The 18725-nt window shown below is 66.1% G+C and carries 16 protein-coding genes; 8 read left to right on the forward strand and 8 right to left on the reverse strand.

Translation table 11 applies throughout. The annotated features are described in order from the left end of the window. Positions 1–21: 21 nt before the first annotated feature. Positions 22–492, forward strand: a complete 471-nt coding sequence (locus OVY01_RS09770; RefSeq protein ID WP_267847252.1) for a peptidase associated/transthyretin-like domain-containing protein — start codon at positions 22–24, stop codon at positions 490–492. 30 nt (positions 493–522) lie between these two features. On the opposite strand, the gene OVY01_RS09775 is transcribed toward OVY01_RS09770, so the two are convergent. Together OVY01_RS09775 and OVY01_RS09780 are read right to left on the reverse strand one after the other, a co-directional pair. Further along, positions 523–1551, reverse strand: a complete 1029-nt coding sequence (locus OVY01_RS09775; RefSeq protein WP_267847253.1) for an XdhC family protein — start codon at positions 1549–1551, stop codon at positions 523–525. A 117-nt stretch (positions 1552–1668) separates the two neighbouring features. Next, positions 1669–2316, reverse strand: a complete 648-nt coding sequence (locus OVY01_RS09780; RefSeq protein ID WP_267847254.1) for a TetR family transcriptional regulator — start codon at positions 2314–2316, stop codon at positions 1669–1671. 378 nt (positions 2317–2694) lie between these two features. Here OVY01_RS09780 and OVY01_RS09785 point away from each other — a divergent pair, with 378 nt between their 5' ends. From OVY01_RS09785 to fghA, 4 genes are all read left to right on the forward strand, one after another. Beyond that, positions 2695–3972: an efflux RND transporter periplasmic adaptor subunit gene (locus OVY01_RS09785; protein ID WP_267847255.1), complete on the forward strand. Its 1278-nt coding sequence runs from the start codon at positions 2695–2697 to the stop codon at positions 3970–3972. A 13-nt stretch (positions 3973–3985) separates the two neighbouring features. Next, on the forward strand, positions 3986–7186 hold the full coding sequence (locus OVY01_RS09790) for an efflux RND transporter permease subunit (protein ID WP_267847256.1): 3201 nt from the start codon (positions 3986–3988) through the stop codon (positions 7184–7186). 1 nt (position 7187) lies between these two features. Then, positions 7188–8804 (forward strand): efflux transporter outer membrane subunit, encoded by a 1617-nt coding sequence (locus OVY01_RS09795; RefSeq protein WP_267847257.1) that lies wholly within the window; start codon positions 7188–7190, stop codon positions 8802–8804. Positions 8805–8922: 118 nt separating this feature from the next. After that, a complete protein-coding gene (gene fghA, locus OVY01_RS09800; protein WP_267847258.1) occupies positions 8923–9816 on the forward strand; it encodes an S-formylglutathione hydrolase in 894 nt (297 codons plus the stop codon). A gap of 42 nt (positions 9817–9858) precedes the next feature. Here fghA and OVY01_RS09805 read toward each other — a convergent pair whose 3' ends face one another. The 3 genes from OVY01_RS09805 to OVY01_RS09815 are packed head-to-tail and all read right to left on the reverse strand — an operon-like array spanning position 9859 to position 12415. Further along, positions 9859–10665: a metal ABC transporter permease gene (locus OVY01_RS09805; protein WP_267847259.1), complete on the reverse strand. Its 807-nt coding sequence runs from the start codon at positions 10663–10665 to the stop codon at positions 9859–9861. Then, on the reverse strand, positions 10658–11476 hold the full coding sequence (locus tag OVY01_RS09810; protein WP_267847260.1) for a metal ABC transporter ATP-binding protein: 819 nt from the start codon (positions 11474–11476) through the stop codon (positions 10658–10660). Before OVY01_RS09810 ends, OVY01_RS09805 begins: the two co-directional genes overlap by 8 nt. 9 nt (positions 11477–11485) lie before the next feature. Next, positions 11486–12415 (reverse strand): metal ABC transporter solute-binding protein, Zn/Mn family, encoded by a 930-nt coding sequence (locus OVY01_RS09815; RefSeq protein WP_267847261.1) that lies wholly within the window; start codon positions 12413–12415, stop codon positions 11486–11488. Positions 12416–12590: 175 nt separating this feature from the next. Between OVY01_RS09815 and OVY01_RS09820 the strand changes: the two genes are divergently transcribed. Together OVY01_RS09820 and OVY01_RS09825 are read left to right on the forward strand one after the other, a co-directional pair. Continuing rightward, positions 12591–13046, forward strand: coding sequence for an NUDIX hydrolase (locus OVY01_RS09820; RefSeq protein ID WP_267847262.1), 456 nt, complete (start codon positions 12591–12593; stop codon positions 13044–13046). 33 nt (positions 13047–13079) lie between these two features. Further along, positions 13080–13508 carry a RidA family protein gene (locus OVY01_RS09825; protein ID WP_267847263.1) on the forward strand — a complete coding sequence of 143 codons (429 nt, stop codon included), beginning with the start codon at positions 13080–13082 and terminating at the stop codon, positions 13506–13508. Between the two features lie 30 nt (positions 13509–13538). On the opposite strand, the gene araH is transcribed toward OVY01_RS09825, so the two are convergent. The 3 genes from araH to OVY01_RS09840 all read right to left on the reverse strand — a co-directional run bounded on the left by araH (position 13539) and on the right by OVY01_RS09840 (position 17150). Beyond that, a complete protein-coding gene (araH, locus tag OVY01_RS09830) occupies positions 13539–14555 on the reverse strand; it encodes an L-arabinose ABC transporter permease AraH (RefSeq protein ID WP_267847264.1) in 1017 nt (338 codons plus the stop codon). 61 nt (positions 14556–14616) lie between these two features. After that, entirely contained in the window at positions 14617–16116 is a 1500-nt protein-coding gene (gene araG, locus OVY01_RS09835; RefSeq protein WP_267847265.1) for an L-arabinose ABC transporter ATP-binding protein AraG, read from the reverse strand. A gap of 32 nt (positions 16117–16148) precedes the next feature. Beyond that, positions 16149–17150 carry an arabinose ABC transporter substrate-binding protein gene (locus OVY01_RS09840; protein WP_267847266.1) on the reverse strand — a complete coding sequence of 334 codons (1002 nt, stop codon included), beginning with the start codon at positions 17148–17150 and terminating at the stop codon, positions 16149–16151. 528 nt (positions 17151–17678) lie between these two features. Here OVY01_RS09840 and OVY01_RS09845 point away from each other — a divergent pair. Continuing rightward, entirely contained in the window at positions 17679–18683 is a 1005-nt protein-coding gene (locus OVY01_RS09845) for a LysR family transcriptional regulator (protein WP_267847267.1), read from the forward strand. Positions 18684–18725: the final 42 nt, after the last annotated feature.

Genomic DNA, 18725 nt, shown 5'->3' on the forward strand with positions numbered 1-18725 from the left:
ACCAATAAGGAGAAAACCTCTATGCCGAACCAGAACAACAAGCGAATCCCGACTTTCGTACTGTCCGCGCTGACGGCCGCCTGCTTCGCTGCCGGCACGGCCTGCATGGCGGCCGAAGCGGCGTCCGGGACGGCGCCCGCGGCCGATAGCGCGCTGCCGGCCGCGGCCCAGCAGGGCGACGTGCAGTTCCTCTCGGGCGGCGTCGGCCTCGACGAATCGAAGGCGATCAAGGCCGCTGCCGCGAAATGGCCGCTGTCGCTCGAGTTCATCGGCGGCTCGCGCGACTACGTGTCCGACGTGGCGCTCGTGATCGTTGACGACAAGGGCAGCAAGATTCTGGAGACCTCGTCGCAGGGCCCCTACATGCTGGTTCGTCTGAAGCCGGGCACCTACACCGTGCAGGCAAGCTATTCCGGCCACGAGCAGAAGAAGCAGGTCAAGGTCGCCGGCAACGGGCACGCGAAACTGCGCTTCAACTGGCAGGCGCAATAAGCCAGGACGGGGGCGGGCCGCCCCGTCGGGTCACGCCCGGTCGGTAGCGGAAGCGGTGGCCCGACCCGCGAGCTGCCCATGGGTGGCGCGGTCCAGGGACGAACCGGCATGCACGACCTTGTAACGCACCGCCGTCATTTCCGCGAGGATCGAAACCGCGATCTCGGGCGGCGTTTTGGCACCGATCGCCAGGCCGACCGGACTGTGCAGACGGGCCAGTTGGGCATCGTCGACGTCGAACAGCTTCAGGCGCGCCGCGCGCGCCACGCGGTTCGCCCGCGAGCCGATCGCTCCCACATAGAAGGCCGGCGATTGCAGCGCATCGATCAGCGCCAGATCGTCAAGCTTCGGATCGTGCGTGAGCGCGACGATGGCCGTACGCGAATCCACCCCCATCGACAGCACGACATCGTCGGGCATGTCGGTCACGAGCGTGGTATGCGCCACGTGCCAGCCGCCGACGTACTCCTCGCGCGGGTCGCAGACCGTCACCTCGTACCCCAGCGGCACGGCCATTTCCGCCACATAACGGGATAACTGACCGGCGCCGATCAGCAGCAGCCGATACGGCGCCCCGTGCACGACGGCGAGCGTCTCGCCGTCGAACGAGAAACCGGTCCCGTTTCCCGGGGGCACCGGCGCCAGCGAAGCCGCCCCCGTGCGCAGATCGAGGCGGCGCACGATCAGCCGGTCGGTGGCGATCGCATCGAGCAGCGCCGGCAGCGCGCTGCGCTCCCCCAGCGGTTCCAGTACCAGTTGCAGCGTGCCGCCGCACGGCAGGCCGAAACGCTGCGCCTCTTCCGCGCTCACCCCATAGGTCAGTTGCTCCGGCCGCTCGGCGGGCAGCGCGCCGGCCCGGGCGCGGGCGATCAGGTCGTCCTCGATGCAGCCGCCGGAGACCGATCCGGCGATCCTGCCGTCGGCGCGAATCGCGACGATCGACCCGACCGGCCGCGGCGCGGACCCCCAGGTGCGCACCACGGTGCCCAATACGGTGCGAAAACCCTCGCGCTGCCAGTCGGCGGCGCTATGCAGCACTTCCAGATCGATGTTGTCCATCGCGAAAGGGTCTCGGGAGAAAGGTGGGGAGCGCGCGGCTGGGCCGCCACCGTTGTATGAAACAGACGCCGGTTGCCACCAGTGTAGCGGTGATGGATCATAGTTGCAGCGTCCCGCTCAGGCGGGCGCGGCGCTGCGGCGCATCGCCGGCGAGAGACGCAGCATATCCAGGTAACCGTCGATAAGGCGGGGGGCTTCCACCAGAATGTCGAGATGTTCCGATGCCGTCAGATAATCCGACATGACCCCGACGATCAATGCATGCAGGAATTGGGCGGCGCGGTGCGTGTCCAGCGCGGCGGGCAGTTGCGCTTTTGCAACGGCGTTGTCGAGTCCGCGTTGCATGCGTTCGATGCCTTGCCGTACGTTGACCTGCTTGCGGTCGATGACCGGCTGCATGTCCTTCGTATGTTCCCATTTCAGCAACAGGATTTCGACGATCGTGCGGCGACGCGGATTGCGCATCATGTCGCACAGGCAACCGACAATGATGTCGCGCAGGCGTTGCAACGGGTCCGCCTCGCGCGTATCGAAGGTGGTGGCGAGCAATTCGTCCAGCGGCAGCAGTTCGCGATCCACCATCGCGCTGAACAGTTCGCATTTGTTCTTGAAATGCCAATAGATCGCGCCGCGCGTCAGACCGGCGGCCACGGCGATGTCCGACAGCGACGTGTGCGACACGCCGTTTTCGGAGAACGTCCGTTCCGCGGTGTCCAGAATCAGACTACGGGTCGCCTGCGCTTCTTCCTTGGTGCGTCTAGCCATGATGCCGTGTGCGACTCGCACCGCCCCGACGCGCGGGTGGCGGGATGAGGTCGTCTTGTAAAGGGGGAAAAGCCTGTGGCGAATTGCCCTCGGCGCTTTTGTACGATTGAATACATTCAACATTGAATGTATATATAATAGCATCCACTTTCGGCAAGCCGGGTGGTTTCACGGGGAATTTTGAAACCTTCACGGTCGAGCGATGTCCGTCACGTGCGCGCGGTTCCGGTTCCATGGGTTGCGTCGCCGTTCGTGCCGTTTCCGGAGACGACGTCTTTCCTCCCGCGCTGGCGGGAAGACCGGCGTGACCCCGGACGGCGCGAGTCGGTCATCAAAAACAGCGGTTTCCAAAGATCATTTTTTGTCAGAGGTCGTTCCATGCGCGTTGATCGGGTCAAGTACCGTCTTATTTGCGCTGTCTCGGGGGCAGCATTGCTGGCGCTGGCCGCCTGCGGCGAGAAGAAGCAGGCTGCACCGCCACCGGGACCGGTGCAAGTCGGCGTGGTGACCGTGCAGCCGCAAAGCGTCGCCGTCGATACCGAATTGCCGGGCCGTACCACGCCCTACCGGGTCGCCGAAGTGCGCGCGCGGGTCGACGGCATCGTGCTCAAGCGCAATTTCGTCGAAGGCAGCGACGTGAAGGAAGGCCAGGTCCTGTATCAGATCGACCCGGCACCGTACCAGGCGGCGCTGATGAGCGCCCAGGCGACGCTGGCGAAGGCGCAGGCGTCGCTGACGTCCAGCCGCGCGCAGGCCGGCCGGTACAAGACGCTGGTGGCGGCCAATGCCGTCAGCAAACAGTCGTACGACGATGCGGTCGCCACGCAGGGGCAGGGCCAGGCCGACGTCGCCGCGGGCCAGGCGGCGGTGCGTACCGCCGAGATCAACCTCGGTTACACCACCGTGCGTTCGCCGATCGCCGGCCGCATCGGCAAGGCATCGGTCACGGAAGGCGCCTACGTACAGTCGAGCGCTGCGACGCTATTGGCGACGGTGCAGCAGATCGCGCCGCTGTACGTCGACCTGACGCAGTCGAGCAATGCCTTGCTGCGCATGCGCCGCAACCTCGCCGCGGGTTCGCTTCAGAGCGCCGGCGCGAACGCGACGAAAGTGGCGCTGGTGCTCGACGACGGTACGGTGATGCCGGATACCGGACATCTCGAGTTCACCGACGTGACCGTCGACCAGAACACCGGTACGACCACGGTCCGGGCCGTTTTCCCGAACGCGCAGCGCAATCTCCTGCCGGGCATGTTCGTGCGCGCGCGGGTCCAGGAAGCCACGAACGACCGCGCCCTGCTGGTGCCCATGCAGGGCGTCACGCGCGACCAGAAAGGCATTCCCACCGCGATGGTGGTGGGTGCCGACAACAAGGTCGAGCTGCGCAACCTGACCACCACGCAGACGATCGGGAGCAAGTGGGTCGTCACCGCCGGCCTGAACCCGGGCGACCGCGTGATCGTCGAGGGCACGCAGAAGGCCAAGCCGGGTCAGACCGTGTCGCCGGTGGCGGCCAACCTGCCGGCCCCGAGCAGTGTCTCCGCGGACTCCAGCGGTGCGGACGGCGGCAAGGACGGTGCGACGACGATGGCGGCTTCGGCAGTAGCGGGCGCTTCCGCGGCACCTGCCGTCGGTGCGTCGAGCACGCTTCAATAACGGGGCTTCCCAAATGGCAAAGTATTTCATCGATCGCCCCATCTTCGCATGGGTGATCGCCATCGTCCTGATGCTGGCGGGCGCGCTGTCCATCCTGCAGCTGCCGGTTTCCCAGTATCCGACGATCGCGCCGCCGTCCGTGCAGTTGAGCGTCACCTATCCGGGCGCATCGGCGAAGACCGTGGAAGACACGGTGACGCAGGTCATCGAGCAGCAGATGAGCGGTATCGACCATCTGCTGTACATCTCGTCGACCAGCGACAACTCCGGCAGCGCGACCATCACGATCACGTTCGCCGCGGGCACGAACCCCGACATCGCCCAGGTTCAGGTGCAGAACAAGTTGTCGCTCGCGACGCCCCTGTTGCCACAGGAAGTCCAGCAGCAGGGCGTCAAGGTCACGAAGTCGAGCAGCAGCTTCCTGATGGTCATGGCCTTCGTTTCCGAAGACGGAACGATGAACAAGTACGACCTGGCGAACTACGTGGCGTCCAACGTCGAGGACCCGATCAGCCGCATCAACGGCGTGGGAACGGTCACGCTGTTCGGCAGCCAGTATTCGATGCGTATCTGGCTCGACCCGAACAAGCTGAACAGCTATGGGCTGACGCCGGTGGACGTGCAGACCGCCATCGCCGCGCAGAACGTTCAGGTGGCGGCCGGACAACTGGGCGGCACGCCCGCGGTGCCGGGACAGCAGCTGACCGCCGCGATCACGGAAAAGACCCGTCTGCAGACGCCCGAGGAGTTCGGCAACATCATCCTGAAGTCGTCGCTCAGCGGCGCGGTCGTGCATCTGCGCGATGTCGCGACCATCGGGCTGGGCGGTGAAAGCTACAACTTCGACACCAAGTACAACGGTCAGCACACGGCCGGTTTCGGCATCCAGCTGGCGACCGGCGCGAACGCGCTGGACACGGCGAAAGCGGTGCGGCAAAAGCTGGACGAGCTGTCGAAGTTCTTCCCGAACGGCATGGTCGTGAAGTATCCGTACGACACGACGCCCTTCGTGAGGCTGTCGATCGAGGAGGTCTTCAAGACCTTGCTCGAAGGTATCGTGCTGGTGTTCCTGGTGATGTACCTGTTCCTGCAAAACCTCCGCGCCACGATCATTCCGACGATCGCGGTGCCGGTGGTGCTGCTGGGAACGTTCGGCGTCATGTCGGCGGCCGGGTTCTCGATCAATACCCTGTCGATGTTCGGCCTCGTGCTGGCGATCGGCCTGCTGGTCGACGACGCCATCGTGGTGGTGGAGAACGTCGAGCGCGTGATGGCCGACGAGGGGCTGGGGCCCGTGGAGGCGACGCGCAAGGCGATGGGGCAGCTGACCGGCGCCCTGGTCGGCGTGGCGATGGTGCTCTCGGCGGTGTTCGTGCCAATGGCCTTCTTCGGCGGCTCGGTGGGGGCGATCTATCGCCAGTTCTCGCTTACCATCGTCGCGGCGATGGTGCTCTCGGTGCTCGTCGCCCTGATTCTGACGCCTGCGCTGTGCGCCACGATCCTCAAGCCGATTTCCAAGGATCACGAGAAGACGACGGGATTCTTCGGCTGGTTCAATCGCACCTTCAACAAGGGGCGTGACAAATCGCTGAAGGGCGTGCGCGGCATCATCAACCGCTCGGGGCGCTGGTTCCTGATCTATGCGGTGATCGTCGTCGCCGTGGGCCTGCTGTTCGTCAAGCTGCCGTCGTCCTTCCTGCCCGACGAGGACCAGGGCACGATGTTCGTGATCGTGCAGACGCCGCCGGGTTCGACGCAGGAACGCACCGGCAATGTTCTTGATCAGATCACGAATTACTACCTCAAGGACGAATCGAAGGCGGTCGAGTCCGTGTTCACGGTCAATGGCTTCAGTTTCGCGGGACGGGGGCAGAACTCGGCCCTGGTGTTCGTGCGTCTCAAGGACTGGAGCGAGCGCAAGTCCGCGGATCTGTCCATCAACAGCATCATCGGCCGCTCCTTCATGCGTTTTTCGCAAATCAAGGACGCGACGATCTTCCCGATCAATCCGCCGTCCATCCCCGAGCTGGGCACGGGTAGCGGTTTCGACTTCGAGCTGGTGGACCGGGCCGGCGTGGGACACGACGCCTTGATCGCCGCGCGCAACCAACTGCTGGGCATGGCCGCGCAAAGCAAGATCCTGACGCGGGTCCGGCCGAACGGTCTCGACGACGCCCCCACCTACAAGGTGAAGATCGACGACGAGAAGGCGTCCGCGCTGGGCCTGTCGCTGTCGGACGTGAACACCACCTTCTCGATCGCCTGGGCGTCGGCGTACGTGAATGACTTCATCGACCGCGGCCGTGTCAAAAAGGTCTACCTGCAGGGAGCGGCGCCGTTCCGGATGAATCCGGACGACGTGGGCAAGTGGTACGTACGCAATGCCCTGGGGACGATGGTGCCGTTCTCCGCCTTCTCCACGGGCCAGTGGACGTTCGGCGCGCAAAAGCTCGAGCGCTACAACGGCGTGTCGGCGGTGGAATTGCAGGGCGAGTCGGCGCCGGGTTATAGCTCCGGCCAGGCGATGGACGAGATGGAAACGCTCGCGAAGAAACTGCCGGACGGCATCGGCTTCGAATGGACGGGCCTGTCGTTCCAGGAAAGGCAATCCGGCTCCCAGGCGCCGGCCCTGTACGCGATCTCGATCCTGATCGTGTTCCTGTGTCTCGCCGCGCTGTACGAAAGCTGGTCGATTCCCGTATCGGTCATCCTCGTGGTGCCATTGGGGATCCTGGGCGCGCTGCTTGCGACCACCCTGCGCGGCCTGTCGAACGACGTCTATTTCCAGGTCGGCTTGTTGACCACCGTGGGCCTGTCGGCGAAAAACGCGATTTTGATCGTGGAATTCGCCAAGGACCTGCACGAGCAGGGGCGCAGCATCGCCGACGCCGCGCTGGAGGCGGTGCGGCTGCGGCTGCGGCCCATCGTCATGACTTCGCTGGCCTTCATCCTCGGCGTGCTGCCGCTCGCGATCAGCAGCGGCGCGGGTTCCGGCAGTCAGCATGCGATCGGCACGGGAGTGATCGGCGGCATGCTGACCGCGACCTTCCTCGCGGTGCTGCTGGTGCCGATGTTCTACGTCGTCATCGCCGGCAAGTTCTCGGAACACGAAAAAAAGCATAGGGACGGTGGAAAGGGCGGGGATCTCCATGCCGATTCCCGTCGCGACGCCCCCACGGACCCGGAGCACGGCCGTGCGAACGAAGGACACTGATATGAAAAAGTACTTGTCATCGGGACGTGCCGTCGCGCGCGGTGCGGGCACGGGCACGGGCGCCGCGCGCGCGCCGGCGCGCACCGGGACGTCCTTCGCGCCGCGGTTTGCACGTTCCCTGCCGCTCGCGGTCCTGGCCGCGGCGGTCCTCGGCGCGTGCTCGCTCGCGCCGCACTACGAGCGTCCGGCCGCGCCGGTATCGGCCGCCTTTCCGGGCGGCGATGCGTACAAGACGAATGACGCCGTCGGCAGCGGCGTCGCCGCGGCGGACCTGGGCTGGCAAGACGTTTTCGTCGATGCCCGTCTGAAGGCCATCATCGCGCTGGCGCTGAAGAACAACCGCGATCTGCGCGTCGCGGTGCTCAATGTGGCCACCGCGCGCGCGCAGTTCCAGGTGGAACGGGCGGGTCTTCTGCCGTCGTTCAGCGTGAGCGCCGCGGACAGCCGCGCGCGCACGCCGGCGGATCTCACCTACACGGGTCGGCCGACGCTCGGCAGCGAATACACCGCGGTGGGCAACGCGTCGTGGGAACTGGATCTGTTCGGCCGGGTAAAGAGTCTGAGCGACGCGGCCCTGGCCACGTATTTCTCGACCGCGCAGGCACGCAAGGCGGCCGAGATTTCCCTGGTCGCCCAGGTGGCGAACCAGTATCTGACGGTGCGTGGATACGATGCGCAACTGGTGGTCACGCAAAACACCCTGAAAACGGCGGGAGAGTCGTATCGGATCGCGAAGCTGCAATTCGATAACGGCGTGGGTACCGCGCTGGATCTGAAGCAGTCGGAAGGCATCGTCGACCAGGCGCAGGCAAACCTGCAGGATCAGATCCGTTCGCGTGCCCAGGCCGTGAACGCATTGGTGCTGCTCGTCGGCGCGCCATTGCCCGAGGAACTGCCGCCGCCGCTGCCGCTCGACGACCAGCACATCATCGCCGACATACCCGCCGGCGTGCCGTCCGATTTGTTGACGCGCCGTCCCGACATCATCGAGGCCGAGCAGACCTTGCTGGCCGACAACGCCAGTATCGGCGCGGCGCGCGCGGCCTTCTTCCCGAGCATCTCGATCACCGGCAGCGCCGGTGCGGCGAGTTCCGATCTGGGCCGCTTGTTCAAGGCGGGGCAAGCCTACTGGACATTTGCGCCGCAGATCAACATCCCGATCTTCTCCGGAGGCGAGAACACGGCGAATCTGGATATCGCGAAGGTACGCAAGAACATCGGCATCGCGAATTACGAAAAAGCGATTCAGACCGCGTTTCGCGAAGTCTCCGACAGTCTCGCCGCGCGCGGAACCTACGACGACCAGATCGATGCCCTGACGCGCTACGTGGCCTCGCAGCAGAACCGGCTCGATCTGTCCGATCTGCGCTACAAGAACGGCGTGGACAGTTACCTTTCGGTGCTGACCGCGCAGACGGACCTTTACACGGCGCAGCAGATGCTGGTCACCGCGCAGATGGACCGCGCGACGAATCTGGTGCTGTTGTATCAACGCCTGGGCGGCGGCTGGCTGGCGCGCACGGGCGATGCGCCCCGTCCGGCCGATGCCCCACCCGACTACGCGAACGTCGACCGCAACGGCACGCCGCTTCCGGACAAGGCGAAGCACGGCGGTTGAGTGCCGCCAGGCGTCCGGATGCCCGGACGCCGAACGCCGCGTTCCGGGATGCCGCGTTCGTTCCGTGCCGATACCGGCCGGAAGAACGCGGCATTTTTCATTTCCCATGGAGTCTCGCATGCTTGAATTGCTTTCGGAACACCAGGCGTTTGGTGGCGTCCAGCGCTTCTACCGCCATGCGTCAGCGGAAATCGGTCTGCCGATGCGCTTTTCGGTCTTCCTGCCGAACGTGGCAGCGGATGCGGTCGCGAGCCGCGGCGCCAACGCCGATCCCGTGCCCGGGTTGTTCTACCTGGCCGGCCTGACCTGCACCGAGGAAACCTTTCCGACCAAGGGTGGCGCGCAGCAGCATGCCGCGCGCCACGGCCTGGCGCTCATCGCGCCGGACACGAGCCCGCGCGGCGCGGGCCTTCCCGGCGAGACGGATGCGTGGGATGTCGGCGTCGGCGCGGGCTTCTACGTGGACGCGACCGAGGCGCCCTGGCGCGACCGGTACCGCATGTACAGCTATCTGGTGAACGAACTGCCGGCGCTGGTCGCCCGGGAGTTGCCCGTGGACGCGGCGCGTCTGGGCATCTTCGGTCACTCGATGGGCGGGCATGGCGCGCTGGTGCTGGGACTGCGCAACCCGGATCTCTTCAAGTCGATCTCCGCGTTCGCTCCCATCGCCGCGCCGAGCGACTGTGCATGGGGCCGCAAGGCATTCGGCCATTACCTGGGCGGCGACGTCCGCCGCTGGGCGGATTACGATGCCAGCCGGCTGCTGGGCGCGGGGGGCGTCGCGCCGCATGCCCAGCCGATTCTCGTCGACCAGGGTCTGGCGGATGCCTTCCTGCATGACGGGCAACTGCTGCCCGAGGCATTCGAGGCCGCCTGCGCGCAGGCCGGGCAGGCGCTCACGCTGCGCCGTCATCCCGGCTACGACCATGGTTATTACTTCGTCTCATCCTTCATGGGCGACCATATCGCGCATCACGCGGCCATCCTGAACGCCCGGTCGACGGGCGTCTGAAGCGCGCCGGGGGCCCGGGGGGACGTCTGGCGCGGCAGCCGCTCAGCGCGCCGTCATGCGGCCGCGCCACCACGGCCAGAAGAGGCTCGCGAGGTAGATCGCCGCGCTACAGGCCGTGATCCAGAAACTCGAGGGCCAATCCGTGTAGAAGGCCAGCGTGATGCCCAGCCAGGCTTCGGCGACTGCCAGCAGCGCCGCCAGCGCCACGCCCCGGGCAAAACGCGGTGTCAGGTTCTGCGCCGCGGCCGCCGGCCCGACCATCAGCGTGAACACCAGCAGCACGCCGACGATCTGCGTGCTCAGCGCCACCGCCAGCGCGACGATCGCCAGGAACAGCATCGACACGCGCCGCAGCGATACACCTTTCGCCTCCGCGAGTTCCGGCTGCAGCGTGGTGAAGATCAGCGGCCGCGCGATCGCGCCCAGCCCCAGCAGGCTCACCGCGCCGAGCAGCGCCAGTTGCCAGAGCGTGGTGCGGTCCACCCCCAGCACATTGCCGAACAGCAGCGCGGTCACCTGCCCGGCATAGGCGGTGAAGAAATGCACGAACAACAGACCGCAGCCGAGCGACAACGACAGGATCATGCCGATCGCGAGATCGCGGCCCGCCAGTTTCTCGCCGAGCAGCCCCATGCCCAGACCCGCGCTCAGCGTGAAACCGACGATGCCCCACAGTGGCGCGATCCCGAGCAGGACCGCGCCCGTCGCGCCGGTGAAGCCCACGTGGGCGAGCGCGTGCCCGGCGAAGGTCTGGCCGCGCAGGACCAGGAAATAGCCGACGATGCCCGCGACCACGGCGACGATGCCCGAGGCGATGAAGGCATTCGTCATGAAATCGAATTCAAACATGGTGGTGATGCGCGTCCTTTTCCATCATTTGTCCGCCGGACATCACGAAGATGCGGCCGTCCACCCGGATCACGTCGATCGGGGCGCCGTAGAGCCGGCTCAGGATCGGTCCGGTGATCACGTCCTCCACCGTGCCCAGCGCGGCGGCGCCGTTGCCGAGGTAGAGCACGCGGTCGATCGCGCCCAGCAGGGGATTGAGTTCGTGCGCGGAAAACAGCGTGGTGATGCCCAGCCGGTGCGAGACTTCCGCGACCAGGTCGACCACGCTTTGCTGGCGATGCGGGTCCAGACTGATCAACGGTTCGTCGAGCAGCAGGATGCGCGGCTGGCCCACCAGGCATTGCGCGAGCAACAGCCGCTGCCGCTCGCCGCCCGACATCTCGCCGACCGCGCGTCGGCCGAGTTCGGTGGCGCCCACCGCATCGAGCGCGGCGTCGACCGCGCGGCGTCCGGCGGCGTCCAGACGCGGCAGGCCCCAACGCTCGCCGTCGAGCACGCAGGCGACGAAATCACGCCCGGATACCCGTTGCGCCTGCGTCATCGCGCGGATCTGCGGCATGTACCCGACCAGACGCCGGGCGCCTGCCGCGGGTTCGCCGAAGAGGGCGATGCGGCCGGCCGCCAGCGGCACCAGCCCCAGCAGCGCCCGCATGAGCGTGGTCTTGCCGGCACCGTTCGGACCCAGCACGCCGACGAATTCCCCCGCGTTGATCGACAGGCTCACCTGTTCGAGGATCGTGCGCTGCCCGAGCGCGATGCTGACCGCGTCCAGCGCGATGGCGGTCGGGAGGGAGGCATTCTGCGTCGTCATCGTCGATCCTCATTGCGCAGGCGGATGCGCGAGCGCCTGGTCGAGCCGATCGAGCTGGTCGAGCATCCATTGCGGGTAGCGCATGCCGGCGGGCTGCGTCTCGCTGACGGGCACGACGGGCACGCCGGCGGTCCGGGCGATCGACAGCAGGCGCCGGCTCATCTGACCCGACGTCTGCGCGTTGTAGATCAGGACCTTGATCGTCTTCGATTTCAAGCCTTGTTCGAACGCGCCGACATCGGCCGCGCTGGGTTCGGCTTCATTCATCACGGCCATCTGGAAGCGCTCGTTCTGCATGTCCAGGCCGATCGCCTCGGCCATGTACCCGAACACCGGCTCGGTCGCGCTGACTTTCGTACCGCGGTACTTCTCGCGCAGGCTGGCGATTTTCGCCGCGACCGGCTGCATCGCAGCGAGGAAGTCCGCGAGGCGTTGCCGATAGTCGGCCGCGTGCGCCGGGTCGCGTGCGCTCAGGTAAGCCGCCACCGCCCGGGCCAGCGCCGGCATCGTGCGCGGCTCGTACCAGAGATGGGGATTGGCGCCGGCGGGCGTGCCGAGCAGCGCCGCCGCGACGATTTCCGTGCGGCCGACATGCGTCGATGCCTTGAGCAGGGGCGTCATCCACGGGTCGTAGGCCGCGCCGTTGTACACGACCAGATCGGCGCGGGCGAGCGCCCGGGCGATCTTCGGGCTGGCCTCGAAACTATGCGGATCCTGGTCGGCGTTCGACAGCACGCTCGTGACGCTGACTTGCGGGCCGCCCAGTTGCTGTATCAACGCACCGTAGAAGTTCTCGGCCGCCACCACCTGCGCGACGTGCGCCGCCGGTGCCGCATGAGCGGGTGCCGCGGCGACGGCGAGTAGAATGACACTCAGGCCGATACGGGCGAACAGAGCCGGGATGCCGCGGGCGCGGTGCGGTCGTGGCGCGATATGCATGTCTGGGAACTTCCGATCGGATAAGGGCACGATGTAACGGCGCGATATGACGGCGCAACCCGGCGCGCGCACTGCGCTGCGGTCGAGCGTGGAATGTAATAATATATCAATTCGCGCCGGCATGCGTTCCGCGTCGTACGGATTTCCGGCAGTCAATGACGAAAGTACCCAGGCCATGAGCAAACATTTATCGTCGGGCGTCGTACTGTTCAATGCGCGCGGCGAGATCCTGCTTTGTCACGCGACCCAGACCCGGCACTGGGATATTCCCAAAGGCATGGGCGACCCGGGCGAGACGCGGCGCGAAACCGCGCTGCGGGAAATGCGCGAGGAAACCGGCATCGTGCTCGCGGCGTCGCGTCTGTGCGATCTTGGCGAGTTCGATTATCGGCCCGACAAGGCGCTGCATCTGTTCGGCGTGCGCACCGCCGCGGGCGAGATCGATCCGGCACGGTGCGTATGCGTTTCCCTGTTTCCGAGCCTGCGCGACGGCCGGGCGATTCCCGAGATGGATGCGTTCCGGTGGGTGGCGCCGCCGGACGTCGCGCGTTTCGCGAGCCGCAGCCTGGGTCGTCTGTTCGCGCACAGCCTGCCGCTCGACGCGCTGTTCGCGCGGCTCGAAGCATTCTAGAATCGGGTTTTCCACCTCACGGAATTCTCCCGTATGACCGCACCCCGTTTTCTGATGATCGACCAGGCGCCCACGCCGGTCGCACCGTTCTCGCACGCGGTGGAAACCGACGGCTGGCTGTTCGTCACCGGCCAGATGCCCACCTGGCCCGACGACGATGCTGCGCCGCTGCCGCAAGGCATCGCGGCGCAGACCCAGCGGGTCATGGACAATCTGATCCTGGTGCTCGAGGGATCGGGATATGCGCTGGCCGACGTGGTTCAGGTCCGCGCCTATCTCACCGATTTCCAGCGTGACTACGCGGTGATGAACGAGACCTATCGGCGGTATTTCCCGGAGGGGCGCCTGCCGGCGCGTACCTGCATCGGCGTGACCGGGCTGGCGCGCGACGCGCTGGTCGAAATCGACCTGATCGCGCGCCGCGCCCACGACCCATCCGTGCAGATGGGGCAGGGTGGCTGAGGCCCGGGAAAGCGCGCTTCGACAGCGCGCTCAGACCGCGCGCTTGGAGCGGCGGAACTGGTCGAACAGCACGGCGAGCAGCAGGATGCCGCCGCGGATCAGGTACTGATAGAAGGTGGGCACGTTCAGCAGGCTCATCGCGTCCTGTACCGAACCCATGATCAGCACGCCCACCAGCACGCCGGAAATCGTCGCGACGCCGCCGGTCAGCGACACGCCGCCCAGCACGCAGGCGGAGATCACGCCGAGTTCGAGGCCCACCGAGGTTTTCGGGTCGCCCAGGCTCATCCGCGACGCCAGGATCACGCCGGAGAGACCCGCGACCAGACCCTGCAGCACGAACACGGTGATCTTGATGCGCACCACCGACAACCCCGCGAGACGCGCCGCTTCGGCGTTGCCGCCCACGGCGAGCACGTTCTTGCCGAAAACGGTTTTCTTCAGCAGAAAGCCGAAGATCACGAAACCGATGATGTTGCTCCACACCGGGTAGCTGATGTGCATGAATTCCCCGGCGCCCAGGTCGAAGAAGCGCTCCTCGGAGATCATCACCGCGTCGCCGTTGGACGTGATGTAGGCCAGGCCGCGCACCACTTCCATCATCGCCAGCGTGACGATCAGCGAGTTGATCCGAAAGCGCGCGACCAGCACGCCGTTGACCAGCCCGACCGCTCCGCCCGCGAGGATGCCGACCGCGACGCCGAACAGCACGCTATGGGTGGCGGTGATCAGCACCGAGGTCACCACCCCGGAGAAGGCGACGATCGACGCCACCGAGAGGTCGACCTCGCCGAGCGCCAGCACGAACATCATCGTGACGGCGATCGAACCGATCAGCGTCACCGACAGCAGCAGGCCCTGGATGTTGCGGGTCGTGAGGAAGTCCGGCACCGCCGCGGACAGTGCGATGAACAGCAGCACGAACACCACGACGATGCCGGATTTGTTGATCAGGTCCCAGGTGCGGGCCACGCGTTCGCGCGCGCCGACGCTGGCTTTGGGATTGTCGGCCGGGGCCGGAGCGGACGGAGGTTGAGGGGAGTGCATGAATGGTCTCTACGATGTGCGTGCGGCAAAAATCCGCGGTAAAAATCGACGGCGCCCGCGTCTAGTGCGGCAACGCCATCCGGATCAACTGCTCGGGCGTGGCCTGGGCCTTGGGCAATTCGCCGACGATCTGTCCTTCCTTCATGACCAGGATCCGGTCGGCGACGCCGATCACTTCGGCCAGGTCGCTCGACACCACGATCACCGTGCGGCCCGCCTCCGCCAGCCCGTACAGCAAGGAGTAGATCTCGCTGCGCGCGCCGACGTCGATGCCGCGCGTCGGCTCGTCCATCAGGAAGATGTCGATGTCCTCCGCGAGCCAGCGGCTCAGGATGACCTTCTGCTGGTTGCCGCCCGAGAGCGTGCCGATCAGCGTCTCGCCGGTGCGCGTCTTGATGCCCAGTTTGCCGATGTACTCCTGGGTGACCTTTTCCTCGCGCTTGCGGTCGAGCAGGAACCCACCCGGGCTGAAGCGTCGGCGGCAACTGATGTTGAGGTTGTCCGATACCGAGGCGATCGCCACGATGCCTTCCTGCTTGCGGTCTTCCGGGCACAGCGCCACGCCGGCGCGCACCGCGTCGCGCGGACTCTTGAAATCGATCTGCGCCCCGCGCAATTCGATCTGCCCGCTGGTCTTGGGCACGGCGCCATAGATCAGCTTCATCAGCTCGGAGCGGCCCGCGCCCACCAGACCGAAGAAGCCGACGATCTCGCCGGCGCGCGCGGTGAAGTTCGCCGGCGCCGAGAGACCGGGGCCGCACAGATCCTTGACCGTCAGCTTGATGTCGCCGCAGGCGCGGCCGCGATAGCCGTAGACGTCCTCGATCGAGCGGCCCACCATCGCGCTGATCAGCCGGTCGCGCTCCAGCGTCGCCACCGTGTCGAAGGTCTGGACGTGGCGGCCGTCGCGAAACACCGTGACGCGGTCGCACAGCGTGTAGACCTCGTCCATCCGGTGCGTCACGTAGATGATCGAGCGGCCCTCCGCGCGCAGCGCGCGGATGATCTCGAACAGCCGGTCCGATTCGCGGGCCGACAGCGAACTGGTCGGCTCGTCGAAGGCGATGACCCGCGCGTCGCGCATCAGCGCCTTGCCGATCTCGATCATCTGACGCTGGCCGATCGACAGGTGCTTGACGGCGATATCCGGATCGAGCGTCTCGCCCAGACGCTGGATCTCCGCCATCGCCCGCGCGACCATCTGCCGGCGGTCGACGACACCGAGACGGTTCGGAATCTGACCCAGCATCAGGTTTTCCGCGACCGTCAGTTCCGGTACCAGGTGGAGTTCCTGGTAGATGATCGCGATGCCGGCGTCGATGGCCGCGCGCGTCGTGGTGAACGCGCGCGGCTGACCCTGCAGGACGACATGCCCGGCGGCCGGCTGGTTCACGCCCGACAGCACCTTGAGCAACGTCGATTTACCCGCGCCGTTTTCTCCCATCAAGCCCAGCACCTCGCCGGGCTTCACGCCGAACGACACCCGATCGAGGGCGAGCACCCCGGGGAAGCGTACGGAAACGTTGTCCAGGGATAGGTAATAGTCGCTTTGCTCAGTCATCCGAAATCTCTCCAGGGGAACGGGCGCGGCGATCAGATACCCAGATCCTTGCGGACCTGCTGCCAGTTGTCACGCGTCATCAGGGTGCCGGTGGATTCCTTGTACAGCGGCGGCATCTCGTTCTTCGTGACCCAGTTGTACACGTTCTTCACGCTTTCGCGGCCATGCGTGGTCGAGCTGACGGCGATCGTGCCGTAGAAGCCCGTCGGCGTCTTCTTCTGGAACTCGGCGAACGCTTCGCCGGCGCCGTTGATGCCCACGCCGACCACGTCCGCCGGCGCGATATGCAGTTGCTCCGTCGCCCGCACCGCGCCCAGCACGGTTTCTTCGTTCATGCCGAAGATCACCCAGTGCTTGACGTTCGCGTGCTTGGAAAGCACCGGCGAGGCGGCGTTGAAGCCGCCTTCGTCGTCGGTCGTCTTCTGCGGCGCGTCGTAGATGTTGGCCTGCGGGAAGCCGCCGGCCAGCAGCGTCTTCGTCGCGCCGTCGGTGCGCAGCTTCGCGGTCGGCAATTCATAGTCGGTGATGCGCAACGCCCCGGTTTCCTCCGGCTTCCAGCCGCGGTGCTTCATTTCCGCCGAGATCGCCTCGCCCGCCTGCATGCCGATATTGAACGACGACAGTCCCAGGTGCGGAATGTCGGCGATCGGCTTGCCGGCCGAATCCACCAACTGGTCGTCGACCGTGACGAACTTCATGTTGTAGCGCTTCGCCCGCGCGCGGATGGCCTGGCCGAGCCGCACGTCCGGCGCACAGATCACGAAGCCCTTGGCGCCCTGCGCGCCCAGGTTGTCGATTGCGGAAAGCACCTTCTCGCCGTCGGGCACGCCGATGTTGATGACGGTGAAATGATTCTGCTTGGCGTAGTCGGTGGCCGCACGCTGCTCGTTGATGAACCACGCCTGTTCCGGCATCTTCACCAGATAGCCGATCTTGATCGGCTCGTCGGCGTGCGCGGTGCCGGCGGCGAATGGTGCGGCGAGGCTGGCGCCCACGACCGATGCGCAAGCAAGTTTCTTGAAAAATCCCATCATCGACTTTGTCTCCCAACTATTTTTCGAATGTCGACGGCATCATCGGCCGTCGTGTCTTGGCCGCTCGTCATGAGCGGCATATCGCTTCGTCGGCGGGTGTCGCGGCGAACGCGGGATGTTCGATCCCGGGTGTCGTGCTCGCGCATGGTCGCCGGCGGGCGAGCCGGTGCCACCGCGCTTCGCCCGTATGGCGAGCGAAGCGCGGGAAAATACCTAGATGACGGGTGAGACGGCGAGGCCCGGCCGTGCGGCGCACCGGGACGCGCGCTCGCGCGCACGGCGCCGTGCGCCGGGTCTGCGAGGGGGATTACGCATTGTCTGTCTCCGTTATTAGTTGGTTTATTGACAAGGCTGCAGCCATCTTATGCTGGAGTCCGATAACTTTCCAATATCAAATTTTTGGATCTCTATAACTATTTCGTTATACGATGCGGAATCGCTGCGGCGGTATCTTCGATCGGCGCGACGCGCGCCGAATACCCATGACAGAAGGCCGCTCTCCGGATGGCCGGAAAGGAGGCGGCAACGATGAATCGCGATGCCCAATCGAACTGGTTCATCCGCGCGCGGCTGAAGACGCGGCAGTTGCTGCTGCTGGCGACGATGGACGAAGAAGGCAATGTGCGCCGCGCCGCCGAGGTGATCGGCATGGCGCAGCCGGCCGCCTCGAAGCTGTTGAAGGATCTGGAGGACATGCTGGGCGTGAGCCTGTTCGACCGCACGCCGCAAGGCATGCGGCCGACGGTCTACGGGGAAGTCATGATCCGGCATGCGCGGATGGTCCTGTCCGACCTGTCGCACGCCTACGACGAGATTTCGTCGCTGCGTGCCGGTCTGGCCGGCGAAGTGCGCATCGGTACGATCGCGGTGGCGGGCGCGTCGATTGTCGCGCGCGCGGTGGCGCGCATCAAGCGGGATTACCCTAGGCTGCGGGTCTCGATCCAGGTCGAGACCTCGAATCTGCTGCTTCCCCTGCTGGCGCAGGGCGAACTGGACATCATGATCGGGCGGGTGCTGGAAGGGCAGGCGCCGGTGCGTCACGGGCGCAACTACGGACTCAACCATGGGCTCAAGTACGAGCCGCTGGGACGCGAACCGCTCTGCCTGGTGGTGCGTCCCGGCCATCCCCTGCTCGCGAGAGACGACCTCTCGCTCGCCGCGCTGTGCGGCGAGCCGTGGATCCTGCATCCCTCCGGCAGCGTGCTGCGGCATCGCATCGACATGCTGTTCGCCTCGCTGGGTCTGGCGCCGCCGTTGAACGTCGTCAATACCGGCAGCCTGCCGGTGATCGCCTCGCTGCTGGAGCAAAGCGACATGCTGGCGGTGTTGCCCACCGAAATCGCACGCCAGTACGAAGGCTATGGCGTGATGCAGATCCTGCCGCTGGTGCTGTGCTGCGAACTGGACAATTTCGGCATCATCACGCGCTTCTCGCAGTTGCCGTCGCCGGCTGCGACCCTGGTGCTCGACGTGCTGCGCGAGATCGGGCTCGACGCCAGCGGGCTCGACGCGCAGGGCCTGGCGTCCGGCTAGCCGCCACGTACGCCTCGCACGCCTCGCACGCCTTGCACGCCT

The organism is Robbsia betulipollinis (genome assembly GCF_026624755.1).
In the GTDB taxonomy this organism is placed as follows: domain Bacteria; phylum Pseudomonadota; class Gammaproteobacteria; order Burkholderiales; family Burkholderiaceae; genus Robbsia; species Robbsia betulipollinis.